Raw genomic sequence first — 13,825 nt, 5'->3', positions numbered from 1 at the left:
AAAATCAATTAATTCTCTACAAAATTAAATAGATTGAATACTGAAAAAGGGGAGTTGTAATGAAGCGTGGATATTCTGTAACGAAACCCTAAAGATTTGAAGAAGGTCTATTTTCCGAATAGCTCCATCAGAGAGTTTTTATAGGCATCTCCAATCTGAAGTTTCAAAAAATTATGATCCTCCGTAGGAATAGTGGTGATAATCTCGTTGGTTGAAAATACCTTAATGGAAGACAGAGCAATGATCTCTTTCTTGTTGACCTGTGCAAAATCTTTGGCTGGAAGCATTTCCAGAAGGTTTTTAAAATTCAGGTTTTTTAAAACAATAGTCGTTCCATCAATCAATATGATATCTTTATCCCTGCTGTCTATCTCAGAGGTTTTGATATAAGAAATCTGTTCTGTGAATATGACCGTTTTTCCGATATTGGTATTCCATTCGATAAAAGCTTTTTTAGGAGTGTCTTCCACCAGTTCTTTAGCTTTTTCAAAGGCTTGAATCAATCTTTCTTTTTTAATGGGTTTTCTTACGTAATCTACCACATTCAGGTCGAAAGCTTCGGCGGCATATTCTTTATAAGCCGTTGTAAAGATTATTTTTTTTGAGCCTGAAATAATCTCAGCTACCTGAAGTCCTGTCATTCCGGGCATTTCAATATCCAGAATACACAGATTACAGTCGATGTTATCTATTTCGTTCAGAAAAATTTTAGGATCATTAAATGCCTTTACGACCTCTACATTGTCAATCTGCTCGCATAGAAGTTTTAAATAACTGATGGCCAGTAATTCATCATCCAGAATAACGCATTTTATCATAGAATTCTCCTAAATTGATTTTTAATTCCGCTGTAAAGACTCCGTTTTTCGAACTTCTTTCCAGCTGGTAATAAGTGCTGTAGATCATTTTAAGTCTTTGATCAAAAGACTGGCTTCCAAAACCGCTTTTTTCCTTTTCCAGAATATTTTTTAAAGAAGCCTTATTGCTTACTTTCATGGTGAAAATACCATCTTCAAGCTCCATATAAATGGAAATGAAAGAATCCAGGGCAAGGAAATCTGTATGTTTGAAGGCATTTTCAATAAGGTCCACAGAGATCAGCGGAGCAAATACCTTTTCTTCATATAGAGAATCGGACTTGTTGATCCTGGATTTGATTCTGAAATCGAAAAGGGGATTGATTTTAATTTTATTAATCTCAATAAGGCTTAAAGCAAAATTAAGTTCTTCTTTAGGGCTGACATACTTATTGTTGCTTTCATATAAAATATAATCCAGCACATTGGCCAGTTTATCCAAAGACATATACGTCTGATAGGCATGAGACTGAACCGAATTGAGAATGTTTTTAAACAAATGCGGATTCAGCTTTGTACCGATATGTTCCAAACGGACTTCATTCAGACGCTGCTCGATAAGTTTGTTGGTTTCTGATAATTTGGTATTTTTCTGACTCAGCTTCTGATTCTGGCTGAAGAGATAAATACTTACCGTAAGAAACAGGAAAATGGCAAAAACTCCGACGAATATCAGATAATCATGAATCATGTAGTAATTGCCGCCCATAGAATCGTGGTTATTAAAAACTATTTAAGTTTCTTAAGACCGTTTACCGTTACCTCTTCTTCACATTTTTCAAAAGAGATCTCGTAAGATGGATTTTTTTCAGGATAGGTCAAAATATAGTTTGGACACGGTTTTTTCTGCGCCTGGCTGCGGTCAAAATCTACTTTTCCGTTAGTAATGATACTATCTTTTACAAATTTCTCATCAATCTTGTAGGTAGTCATTGCGCTTTTAACCCCTTCAGAATATTTGAATTCCTTCGATAGCGTTTCAGCAATAACACGGCTGTTGGGTAAATAACCGCTGCAGCTTGCTCCTTTTTTGTTTAAAATAAAAAATACGAGTAAAAGCCCAGGAACGAAGCCTATTGCATAAAATTTCAGTTTCTTCATTAGAAAATTAAAAGATTGATATCGTGGTACGTAAGTCCGAAACGGTCGCAGATGATCTTTTTGGTATGTCTTCCTTTGTACATATATAAGCTCTGCTTCATTTCGTTTTTGCGGATCAGCATGTTTTCAAAGCCGCCCTCTTCGTCATAATTTAAAATATAGGAAAGGAAGAAATTCGAGATGGCCTTGGTGGTAGTTCTCGGCATTCTTGAGGTAAGGTTCGGAAGTCCGCAGTGGATGACACCGTGCTTGATGATATAAGGATCTTCCATAGTGGTGAGTTCTGAAGTTTCAATAACTTTACCATTATCTATAGTGATATCGATGATCACGCTGCCTTTTTTCATTTTCATGACCATATCTTCAGTAACGATAGGGGTCATATTCAATCTTGGGAGTGCTCCTATGACAACATCAGCACGTCTTAAACTTTTGCTGAGTTCTTTAGGATCAATAATGGAAGTCGGAACACGGCTGTCAACAATCGTATGAAGTCTTCTCAGCTTCGATAATGAGTTGTCGAAAACCTTTACACTGGCTCCCAGACCTATGGCTGCTTTCGTAGCGAATTCACCTACAATCCCAGCTCCAAGAATCACTACTTCAGCAGGTCTTACACCTGTGATCCCTCCGAGCATTAAGCCGTTGGATAAGGCTAATAATTCCGAAGCATATAAAATAGAAACAGTGCCTGCAATTTCTCCTACTAATCTTACCAAAGCCAGCTGCTTGTATTCATCAACGATGAATTCGAAAGCAATGGCATTTATTTTTTTCTCAGCAAGCTTTAAGAAATAATCCTTGTCTCTGAGGTTGATCTGAAGTGCTGAAACCAGATAAGTATTCGGTTTCATATACTCTATTTCGTCTTCCGTAGGAGGGTTGACCTTAAGGATAAGATCCTGCCCGAAAGCTTCTTTAGGATCAGTGGTGATCTTCGCTCCAGATTCAGAGTATTGTAAATCTGTAAAAAAAGAACCTTGTCCGGCCCCAGATTCAATAATGATCTCATGGCCGTGCTCTACCAACACCTGTACGGCGTCAGGAGTAATGCAGGTTCTCCTTTCGTTGAGACAGGTTTCTTTAGGAATTCCAATACTGAATTGTTTTCCTTTTTTTATCACCTCCAATTTTTCCTCTTTCGGCATCAATTCTTCTTCTGTGAAAGGAGTAAAAATATTTGTACTCATCCTTAAATTAAATTATGTCTTACAGATTGTTATTTACACTCAATTAATGAGCAAAGATACATAATATTTAATCGAATGAAACTTCTCTGTTTTCACCCGTATTCACAATACTCATTGTGTGGTAGTTGAGCCCGTAAAGTTCCTCTTCATAGACTTCCGGCCACTCGATGATACAAAGAAAAGAGTTGTCCAGGTATTCTTCAATTCCGATATCATAGACTTCTTCAATGTTTTTTAAGCGGTAAAGATCAAAGTGGTACACTTTTCCTTTTTCTGTATTGTATTCATTGACAATAGAGTAAGTAGGAGAGTTGACTTCATCTTTGCTGCCCATATTTTTAAGCAAAAATTGGGTGAACGTCGTTTTTCCGGCTCCCAGGTTTCCCTTTAATAAAAAAATATTATGTTTTAATTGAGGAATGATGCTGTCAACAACTTCCTGCCAGTCTTCAATTGTATTTATAGTGAACTGCATATACTAATTTGTTTTGCAAAAATAATGAATTTAAAGAGCGAAAATTGAGAATAAAGAGAAAAGAATAAAGACCATAAAGATAGGTGAGTAGGATTGAAGCTACAATTGATTTTTGAGAGCAAACCCGAAACTCACATCTTACTCTTATACTCTCACTCTCAAACTCTTTCAATTTCTACATAAAAATACTTAATTTTACAGCATGATTTCTAAGCAGACCATTGATAAAATATTCTCCACGATCCGCGTTGAAGAGATTGTGGGCGAATATGTGCAGTTGAAAAGAGCAGGGTCTAACTTTAAAGGACTGAGTCCTTTTCATGAAGAAAAGTCTCCCAGTTTTGTCGTTTCACCAAGCAAACAGATCTGGAAAGATTTTTCAACAGGAAAAGGGGGTACAGCAATCTCTTTCCTTATGGAGATTGAAAATTTCACTTATCCTGAAGCGCTTCGCCATGCTGCCAAAAAGTACGGTATTGAAGTAGAAGAAGATCTGCGTGAAATTTCTGAGGAAGCAAAAAATGCCCAGACAGAAAAAGATATTTTATATAAGATCCACGAAGTAGCGAATACCTATTTCCAGGAGATCTTGTGGGATGATAAGGAAGGCAGAAGCATAGGGCTTTCTTATTTTAAAGAGAGAGAACTTAAGGATGATATTATCAATAAATTCCAGCTGGGATATTCTCCTGAAAAAAAGAATGCTTTTACGGCGTATGCCCTGGAAAAAGGATATACGAAAGAAATTCTTGAGAAATCAGGACTTTCTATTTTCCCGGAAAACACGCCGGGAGGAGTAGACCGTTTCAGGGATAGAGTGATCTTCCCGATTCACAGTTTTTCAGGGAGGGTTTTAGGTTTTGGAGCCAGGATTCTTAAGAGTAATGTCAAAACAGCAAAATACCTCAATTCGCCGGAAACGGAGATTTATCATAAATCCAATGTTCTTTATGGATTAAACCAGAGCAAGCAGTCCATTTCAAGGAAGAATGTCTGTCTTTTGGTGGAAGGATATATGGACGTGATCTCTCTTCACATGTCCGGAATTGAAAATGTAGTGGCCAGTTCGGGAACTTCTTTAACTACCGAGCAGATCAAACTGATCAAAAGGCTTACGGAAAATGTAACCATTCTTTTTGATGGTGATAATGCAGGTATTAAAGCCAGTTTCCGAAGTATAGATATGCTTTTGACTGAAGGAATGAATATCCGTGTATTGCTTTTCCCTGATGGAGATGACCCGGATTCTTTCGCCAGAAAACATCCTCAGGAATACGTTGAAAAGTATATCGAAAATGAAGCGATGGATTTCATCGACTTTAAAGCGGAAATCCTGTTGAGAGATGTTGGAAATGATCCTATTAAAAAGGCTGAAGCAATAAGAGATATCGTGAAATCGGTTTCTTTTGTACAGAATGCACTGAAAAGGGAAGTCTATCTTAAGGAAGTATCCAATAAGTTCGGACTTTCTGAGCAGAGTCTTTTCAATGAGCTAGGGGTTCAGAAGCAGATCACGCAGAATCAGACTCATCATGTGCAGCAGCAACCGAAGGAAAATGTTGCTCCTAAGATGGAGATTGTTCCTTTGGATAAGGAAAAAGAAGATCCTTTTTTGTTCGATGTATTGTTTATGGAGAATAAACTTGTAGAACACATGCTGGCATTTGGAGATATTGTTCTGAAACGTAAAAATGAACAGGGTGAAGAATATCAGATTACAGTCATTGAGGAGATTCTTCATCATTTTGAAGAAGAGCAGTATGCATTTTTAGTCAAAGGAAATGAAATCATTATCACTCAGGTAAGAGAAGGAATTCAAAAAGACGAGCTCAGAAGTGGAAACTTTTTTGTATCTTTTATGGATGAAGAGATTACCACAAAGGTTGTAGATGCTTTGATTCCGTTGGATGATCTTGAAAATTGGGCTTCCAGAAACATCTATCCACCCAATTACGGAGATAAAGTGGCGGATCAGATCCAGGGAGATGTTTTATTGCACAAATACAGATATATTGATTATTTAATCACAGAAACGGCAAAAGAACTGGATCAGTACAGCAATACAGATGAAGGAAAATATTATGAACTGATAAAAAAGATTACCTTACTGAAACAGGCTTCCATCAGATTGAGCAATATTATCGAATATTCACCTATCAAAGGGATTTATGTAGATCGTAAGAGATAGTTTGAAGTCAGTTTTTTTTGATATTCTGTGACAAAAAGTCCTATAAAATTTTAGGAATAAATATTGTAATTTAAACTTCAGGAATATTTAAAAATAATACATAATAAAAATATGGACATTAAAAAAGAATTCAGAGATTTCTCTGTAAAGCACTTAGGAAATAACGGTTTGGTTACCGATCAGTATATGGGAATGTATGGCCCAACGAATCTTACTCCGTACATCATGGAAGAAAGAAGATTAAACGTTGCTCAGATGGACGTTTTCTCCCGTTTGATGATGGACAGAATTATCTTCCTGGGAACAGGTATTGATGATCAGGTAGCAAACATCGTTACGGCACAGCTTTTATTCTTAGAAAGTGCAGACCCATCAAAAGATATTCAGATCTATATCAACTCTCCTGGTGGTAGCGTATATGCCGGTTTAGGTATTTATGATACGATGCAGATCATCAAGCCGGATGTAGCGACAATCTGTACAGGTATGGCTGCTTCTATGGGAGCTGTATTATTGGTTGCCGGAGAAAAAGGAAAACGTTCTGCGCTTAAGCACTCAAGAGTAATGATCCACCAGCCTTCAGGAGGTGCTCAGGGAGTAGCTTCAGATATGGAGATCAACTTGAGAGAAATGCTGAAATTAAAGCAGGAGCTTTATGAAATCATCGGTCACCACTCAGGACAAACGTATGAGTGGGTAGAGAAATCTTCTGACAGAGATTACTGGATGACTTCTGAAGAAGCTAAAGGTTACGGAATGGTAGATGAGGTTCTACAAAGATCTACAGAGAAAAAATAATTGATTATAAAATCATAAGAAACCGCACCCATCTGGTGCGGTTTTTTGTTTACCACAAAAGTTTTTTCCCGGAAAATTAAAACGCTTACAAATACTGGAGACGTAAAATTCCCCTCTTCAGGAGGAGTGAAAATTCAAATAATTTTTGACGGGGTGGTTTTACGTGTAGTTCTGGACATATCCTTATAAAAAAAGCGCCTTTCAAGGCGCTTTCTCTATTTCTTAACCATTTTATGGATCGTAGTACTTTCAGCAGTTTTAATTTCAACAAAATAAACCCCTGAAGTTAAAGACTGGATCGTAATCTTTGCTTCCTGAGAAGTCATTACCTTCTGTCCTGTGGCAGAATACATATTCACTTCCTTCAGTTTCTCAGCAGTTTCAATCTGAATAAAATCACTTGCAGGATTAGGATAAATACTGAATTTTTTCTTATTCACATCGGACGTTCCCAGTGTTGCATTAGATGCTTCAGTCGGGGTAAATGGTCTTCTCTGTCCAAAACTCAATCCCAACCAGTCGTTGTTGCTCAACTGAATCTGAGAAAGGTTAGTTTTGGTTTGCCAGCTCGACAAGTCTTTTCCTTTATACAACTTCCAGCTATCTGATCCGGAAGCGTTCCCGGTGAATGAATTCAATGATAAATTGGAAATCTGATTATTGACGGATGTAACATTAAAATAGGAAGTCTGTGACTGGATCAGTTGTAAAGCCTGTTCAGCCGTTATACTTCCATTATATTTTATTCCAAAGACAAAAGAATTGGCACTTCCGTTGGCATTATCAGTTCCAAAATCGATTACGATAAGACTTGTATTGCTTCCTGTTCCAATCCAGTTGGTAACCTGAGATGGAGTATACCATGTAGAGCTGTAAGCTGCAACGGGAGTAGAGGGAGGAGTATCGTAATGATCAAGACCATATGCCACTCCATACCATTTTCCGTCAACCAATGGAGTATACCCTACACCATTGTTCCACGTCATGTTTGATGCGCTGGGCCCAGACCATGTTATCCAGCTATCATCAGTAGTGGAGGTGTGATGATTATAATTCAGAATAGAAAGATATCCTGTAGGAATGTCAACCTGCATTTTGGATTCTGCGGCCACAATTGCATTGATAAGATCTTCCATCACTAAATCATTGCTATCAAAACGATATCCCCACGCATAAGAATTGGGAGTATTATCGTCATTAAAATCAGCAATGAAATAGGCCTTTTTAGAACCGGTTCCTACCCAAAATTTGATGTCGTTTTCTGTGAATTGGGCCGACAATAACTGCATACAAAGCAGTAAGAAAAAAAGATAGATTTTTCTCATGATATAATTAAATTAAAGTTTTATTCCCGAAACTTATCTTCAGAGTAAAAATAATTCCTTCTCTGAAGCCCGTATCTTAAGGCAGGTCTCCTGGCTCACATCTTACAGCTTCCTTCCCGGATTTTCAGACCCAGTGGATATTGTTGTGCTATAAGTTTAAACAGTTTACAGTTGCGGGTACAGCCCAAGATTTGAATATTATTCTCACTTGATTCCCTATTAATGAACATTGTTCAGCCTTAAAAAACGCTGCAAATATATCATATAAATAGGTGAGTCCGTTTTGTGAATTATTTTTTTTTAGAGATTCTTAAAAAGCTGATTTTCATATTAATTAATGATTGGGTTGAATGATTAATGTTTTATTTTAAAATTCAATGTTTTTCTGTTTATATTCAATTCATTTTGAGGTTCCATTGTTAAAACACAATTATCATTATATTCAAGATGAGTTTACAATCAATTTATACTTTCGCAGCCATAAAAGTGAATATGAAAAAATTACTATTGTCTGTTGTAGTGCTGGCAGTATTGGCTTCATGTAAAAGTGATGATGATACCACAATGATTAACCAGGATATTAATTATTCCAAACTCCCTCAGGAGTTTCCATTTACCAAATTGGCTACGATAAACGGAGTAGATGTTATCAATGGCGGATTTGGCTCCGGAGCTGCGGCTCACCCTACGAGAAAAGGCGAATTTTATGTCATTACAGACAGGGGACCCAACACGGACTTCCAGAATGGAAAAAAATTCTTAACCCCTAACTTTACTCCTACCATTATGCATTTTAAAATCAATGCTGATGGAAATGTAGAGGTGATCAAATATATTAAGCTTAAAAATCCATCGGGACAGCCTATTACAGGCTTACCAAACCCTGTAGGAATGGGGAGTACAGGAGAAATAGCCTATGATGCATCCGGAAATGTTCTGGGTACGGATACATATGGCCTGGACAGTGAAAGTATTGTTGCTGCGGCTGACGGTACATTTTGGGTTTCTGATGAATATGGTCCGCATATCGTGCATTACAGCGCAGATGGAGTAGAAATGGAAAGAATAAGCCCGATAGGTGTAAATACAGGAACAAGAAAATTACCTGCTGTTTTAGCCAAAAGAAGGGCTAACAGAGGAATGGAAGGACTTGCTATGACCCCGGACGGAAGAACATTGGTTGGAACAATACAGTCGATGATGTATGTGCCCAGCAAAGCATTGGCAACCAATACTAGCTTAACAAGAATTGTCACATTTGATATTATTACAGGGCAGACCAAGCAGTTTTTATACAAACAGGATGGAGGCGCTTCTGACTCGGTTTGTGATATTACGGCATTAAGTAATAATGAATTCTTAGTGATTGAAAGAGATGGAAATTTCGGATCTCAGGGAGGGCTTAAAAAGGTATACAGAATCAACCTGAGCAATGCCAGTGATGTAAACGGAGCTGATATTAATGCTGTAGACGGGATGAAAGTGAACGGAAAAGCTTTAGAACAGTGCTCATGGGATGAGATAACCAATGCAGGGATAAAGACTGTCACCAAAACATTGGCAGTGGATCTGGTTGCAAAATTAGGTTATGAACATGATAAATTTGAGGGAATTGTTTATTTAGGAAACAATAAACTGGCTGTTTTCAATGATGATGATTTTGGAGTAGTAGATGACGGGAACGGAAATCCTAAAGCAAAAATTCTGCCTAAAACAGGAAAGGTAGATAAAGGAACAATGTATGTAGTCGATTATCAATAGTTAAATGTTATCTGAAGATATAATAGTTGTTTGAGTTAAAATATTGATTATCAGTTGTAATTTTGATAATTTTGTATTGATAATAATTAATCTCCTTATTACTTTAAGATAATATCTAAAAAAATAGCAATTAGCAATATTTATATCGGAAAACGGAATATTCAAAAAGCTTGCTGTTATATATTAAGGGCTGTCCAAACTTTTTGGACAGCCTCTTGCTTTTGAGATTAAGGAGTGTCTTTATCTTTTTGATGATACTCGAACTCGCCGAACAGGCGGTTCTTCATACGCAAGAAGATGTTCTTCTCACACGTGTTGTTTTCATTAAGGAATTAAAAAGTAAGCATCCTGTTTCCTTTGATACAGAAAGAGAACTTTTGAAATCAGTTTTTATAAGAGCACTCTTCTGTAAGAATGATTCAACAGACGAGTATTATCTCAAATTGAAAGAAGAATTGCCAAATTTCATGCGTGTTCTTGAAACTTTGAAAGAAGAAGATAATGCGCATTTATCGAGACTTCTTCAAAATATAGAATCGCACTGCATTATTGATTATGTGACTAAAAAGATTGCGAAAGAGTACCCTGAAAATGGCACTTTTTACGATTCACGATTCTATTGCTGCAACAGTTGATTTTGAAGCGGTTTTAGGTGAGCTTATGGTACAATACGTTGAAGACTTTACAGCCTTTAAGCCGAAAGTCACTAAGGAAAGTTGGGATTTTGACAGATACCAAAACAACTAAGGATACTCTCAAATGGGTACATTAGTAATGCCAAAAGAAACTTGCTGAGCAAATACCATAAAATCAAGAGAAAGTATCTACAACTATACTTAAATGAGTTCGTTTACAAACTTAATCGAAGGTATTTGGGAGAAAAGCTATTCGATAGGCTCGTGATTGCAAATATTACTGTTGTATAAACGGATAATCAGTAAAAAAACAATAAATGACAATATATTTTATAAACCCCTCAAAAAAAATGTTACACGGGAAAACCTCAATGCTCTCATTTTGAATCATTTAAATTTTACATTTCAATGATTATTGTTAACATTTTTGCAAACCGCCACACTGCATAGCGATATTGTGTAATTTTGAAAAAAAATATTATGCTTTTAAGATTTTTTATTATTATATGTTTTGTTTTTTCGTCGTTCTTTATAAAAGGGCAGATAAATGAGATAAACAATATAAAAATCAAATATGTAAACTGGCTGACCGGAGAGGGAGCAGATTACACTAAAACAGAAGTAAGTAGCAGATACAATAGATACATTGGATCTAATCTTACAAATGCTAAAGCATTTGCTGATAATCTGGATTTAAATAACCCCGGTCCGGTATGGGATATTATCAGTAATAATAATGACAGAAATGATCTCAGAAAAACCGTAGAAAATAATCTTATTAACCTGGTATTTCCTTACTGTATCAAGGGACCGATAGTCAATGGTAATCCGTCGAATCCTAACTATCATCATCCAGAACTTCTTTCAAAGATTATTAAAGTTTTTGATTATTTACAAATAAAGGGTATCAGTTCTTCCAGTAATTTTACCATGGACGTTGATGTACCTGAACAAATTGTAGAAATGGGAGGTTCTACAGCTTTGAGAATGGCAGCTTATTCAACTTCGGTGTTAATGATGAAAGATGAACTTGCAAACGCTGGTAAGTTTGCCCATCATCTTGCCACCGTGGGGAAAATCACTGAATTTCTCGATCCTGATTACGGTGTGCTTACTTTTACTTATCCAGGCAGTAATACTGACATGATGAGATCCCTATCCCAGCAAAGATTTTGTTATATTCTGGCAGAAGAAGACAACAACGAGAAAATAGCGGATATGATTTTTTTTAAAGACTACCTTAATAATGCATTAAAAATAAGCTATGGATGGGCAGACAAAATCAAGCCGGATCTGATGACTTTTCACCACAGAGGTGTATATTCCAACACGTATGGAGAAAATGCTGTTAATGTGATTTCAAGCTTAAATCTGATGCTCAAAAATACACCTTACGAACTTTCATATCAGGCACGGGATTTATTAAAAAAAACGACATTAACCTGGACAAAATTCAGTAACAGGTTTGAAATTCCCCGTGGATTGACCGGGAGATTTCCATACAATACACAGGTAGTTGATAAAATAATGTACGCTATGGCATTGCAGTATGCTGCTGATCCAGTTGAAAACCTGATCTTGGGTAAAGAGTTCAGGCGACTTTGGAATACGGCTACTGCAAGTGAACGTTCTGCTCTTTACAGCAGTGCCTCTACAAGTATCAATATGCTTAGTGCTATGGGCGCCTCACAAAATATGGTGCAAACACTAACAGAGAACCCTGTGGGAAATACTGAATTAACAGGTTCCTTTGGATTTCCCTATGCAGGATTAAGTACCCATAAGTACAATGGTGCTATGGTAAGTGTAAAAGGTACCAGTAAACATATCTGGCACTATGAAAACTCGGGTACTGCAGGAGGTACAGGTGAAAACAGATTTGGAAGATACGAATCTGCCGGGGCAATGGAAATTCTTGTAGGCTCTCCATCTACCAGAGCAGCCAGTGGTTTGGGAGTAGATGGCTGGGATTGGGCACATCTTCCTGGAACAACAGTAGCTTATCTTACTCCTGATCAAATGAATGATAACCAGCAACGCTTGTTCAGTGGAAAAGTATTTCTGGCTCATGCTACTTTAGATCAGGTTTATGGCGTATTTGGAATGGACTACAAAGATGTCAATTCATCTACTGCAGCAACAGCTTTTAAAACCAATTTTTTTTATAAGGATAAGATATTGTGTCTGGGAACAGGTATTAATGACCCAAATGGCACCCATACTATACATACCACTCTGTTTCAGACTACCTTGGCAACAGCAAGTTCACCTACTGTTATAAACGGAACCACACATAGTACGCTCAATGATATTTTTACCGCAAATAACGGAGGTGTCTGGGCAACCGATGCGGTGGGTAATGCATATGTTATACCTAATAGTCCTATAAATAACAGTGAATTGAAAATTGCAAGAAATAATCAAATATCTAAGGACCAATCAGGGGCTAATACCACCAATGGCAATTATGCCACTGCTTATTTTGATCATGGTACAGCACCGGTAAACAGTTCTTACCAGTATGCCATTGCTGTACAGGGAGGTACTGCAGGAGCACAGGATCTTTATAACAATTTCAATACTTATTTTTCTGTTTTACAACAAGATAACAATGCACATGTAGTAAAGTTTGTCGCTGAAAATATATTTAATTATGTTATCTTCAATACGAATACGAATTTTAATATTGGAACGCTAAAAAATGCAAACAAGCCTTGTATAGTAATGACTCAATTAGATGTTGCAGGGAGTAGCTTAAAGGTAAGCTTAACTAATCCCAATCTAGGTATAATGCCTCTTAACGCATCTTATACATTCTCTCAAATAAATTCGGATGTTAACAAAGTAAATTCTATTCCCCAGTATGATCCTGTAAAAATAACCATAGCTGGTAAATGGGTTTTACAAAGCCCTGGCAATGATGTTACAGTAACAATTAATGACAATGATACTGAACTTGTTTTTAATACCATTAATGGACTTACTATCCAGACAACTCTTATTCCTGAAGCAGTTCTCAATATAAAAGAGGCTAACTATGATAACGAAAGCTTTACAATATATCCGAACCCATCAAAAGGAAAAGTCTCTGTCTGGTTTAAAAACAGCCAGGTTTCAGATATCAGAATAGTTGAAATGAGTGGAAAAGATGTCACGTTGAAAGTCCCCATAACAAGAGAAAATAAAACAATAAATTTGGATGTAAGTGACCTTAAAGAAGGAGTCTATCTTTTATTTACGGGTAATTTGTGTAAAAAACTCATAGTAAAAAAATAGAACTCAATATATCAAAACTTATTCCGGGAGTTTGTAATCTGTGTTTAGGAAACGAATATAAAGAATAATCAAAATATATAATAGAATAAGAAATGCTATACGGATGTGTATAGCATTTCTTATTGCACTGAGTTAAAAGCAATTATTTAAGACCAATGGTTCGGTTATCTTGCGGGGATAAATTTAATGTACAGTGAATACATTTCCTGGGATAGTGTC

Annotated in this window: 11 protein-coding genes, 1 pseudogene and 1 riboswitch; of the genes and pseudogenes, 6 read left to right on the top strand and 6 right to left on the bottom strand. The window is 36.6% G+C overall.

The annotated features are described in order from the left end of the window. Positions 1-107: 107 nt before the first annotated feature. From AC07UM_RS04825 to tsaE, 5 genes are all read right to left on the bottom strand, one after another. The gene (locus AC07UM_RS04825; RefSeq protein ID WP_494684655.1) at positions 108-818 is read right to left on the bottom strand and encodes a LytR/AlgR family response regulator transcription factor; all 711 of its coding nucleotides are present in this window, start codon (positions 816-818) and stop codon (positions 108-110) included. Continuing rightward, on the bottom strand, positions 793-1,566 hold the full coding sequence (locus AC07UM_RS04820) for a histidine kinase (RefSeq protein ID WP_494684654.1): 774 nt from the start codon (positions 1,564-1,566) through the stop codon (positions 793-795). The genes AC07UM_RS04825 and AC07UM_RS04820 overlap by 26 nt, the downstream gene beginning before the upstream one ends. A gap of 20 nt (positions 1,567-1,586) precedes the next feature. After that, the gene (locus AC07UM_RS04815) at positions 1,587-1,958 is read right to left on the bottom strand and encodes a hypothetical protein (RefSeq protein ID WP_494684653.1); all 372 of its coding nucleotides are present in this window, start codon (positions 1,956-1,958) and stop codon (positions 1,587-1,589) included. Beyond that, on the bottom strand, positions 1,958-3,148 hold the full coding sequence (locus AC07UM_RS04810) for an alanine dehydrogenase (protein WP_494684652.1): 1,191 nt from the start codon (positions 3,146-3,148) through the stop codon (positions 1,958-1,960). The genes AC07UM_RS04815 and AC07UM_RS04810 overlap by 1 nt, the downstream gene beginning before the upstream one ends. Before the next feature lie 67 nt (positions 3,149-3,215). Then, positions 3,216-3,623: a tRNA (adenosine(37)-N6)-threonylcarbamoyltransferase complex ATPase subunit type 1 TsaE gene (tsaE, locus tag AC07UM_RS04805; protein WP_236850984.1), complete on the bottom strand. Its 408-nt coding sequence runs from the start codon at positions 3,621-3,623 to the stop codon at positions 3,216-3,218. A 202-nt stretch (positions 3,624-3,825) separates the two neighbouring features. On the opposite strand from tsaE, the gene dnaG reads away from it, so the two are divergent. Then, on the top strand, positions 3,826-5,811 hold the full coding sequence (gene dnaG / locus AC07UM_RS04800; RefSeq protein ID WP_494684651.1) for a DNA primase: 1,986 nt from the start codon (positions 3,826-3,828) through the stop codon (positions 5,809-5,811). A gap of 111 nt (positions 5,812-5,922) precedes the next feature. Continuing rightward, positions 5,923-6,609, top strand: a complete 687-nt coding sequence (clpP, locus tag AC07UM_RS04795) for an ATP-dependent Clp endopeptidase proteolytic subunit ClpP (protein WP_027373257.1) — start codon at positions 5,923-5,925, stop codon at positions 6,607-6,609. Positions 6,610-6,824: 215 nt separating this feature from the next. Here the strand turns inward: clpP and AC07UM_RS04790 are convergent, their stop codons facing one another. Then, a complete protein-coding gene (locus tag AC07UM_RS04790; RefSeq protein ID WP_494685264.1) occupies positions 6,825-7,898 on the bottom strand; it encodes a T9SS type A sorting domain-containing protein in 1,074 nt (357 codons plus the stop codon). 99 nt (positions 7,899-7,997) lie between these two features. Beyond that, a riboswitch (cobalamin riboswitch) is annotated at positions 7,998-8,191 on the bottom strand. A gap of 235 nt (positions 8,192-8,426) precedes the next feature. Here AC07UM_RS04790 and AC07UM_RS04785 point away from each other — a divergent pair. The 4 genes and pseudogenes from AC07UM_RS04785 (at position 8,427) to AC07UM_RS04770 (ending at position 13,606) form a co-directional block, all read left to right on the top strand. Beyond that, positions 8,427-9,695 carry an esterase-like activity of phytase family protein gene (locus tag AC07UM_RS04785; protein WP_494684649.1) on the top strand — a complete coding sequence of 423 codons (1,269 nt, stop codon included), beginning with the start codon at positions 8,427-8,429 and terminating at the stop codon, positions 9,693-9,695. Positions 9,696-10,265: 570 nt separating this feature from the next. Further along, positions 10,266-10,442, top strand: coding sequence for a hypothetical protein (locus AC07UM_RS04780; protein ID WP_494684648.1), 177 nt, complete (start codon positions 10,266-10,268; stop codon positions 10,440-10,442). Next, positions 10,423-10,621, top strand: a pseudogene (locus tag AC07UM_RS04775) (transposase); the annotation flags it as partial. The gene AC07UM_RS04780 and the pseudogene AC07UM_RS04775, both read left to right, overlap by 20 nt. 189 nt (positions 10,622-10,810) lie before the next feature. After that, complete coding sequence (locus AC07UM_RS04770) at positions 10,811-13,606, top strand: polysaccharide lyase family 8 super-sandwich domain-containing protein (protein WP_494684647.1); 2,796 nt, start codon at positions 10,811-10,813, stop codon at positions 13,604-13,606. Positions 13,607-13,825 lie beyond the last annotated feature (219 nt).

The sequence above is a fragment of the Chryseobacterium sp. GW821-FHT04C04 genome (assembly GCF_059420365.1).
This window is presented reverse-complemented; position numbering and strand designations above follow the sequence as displayed.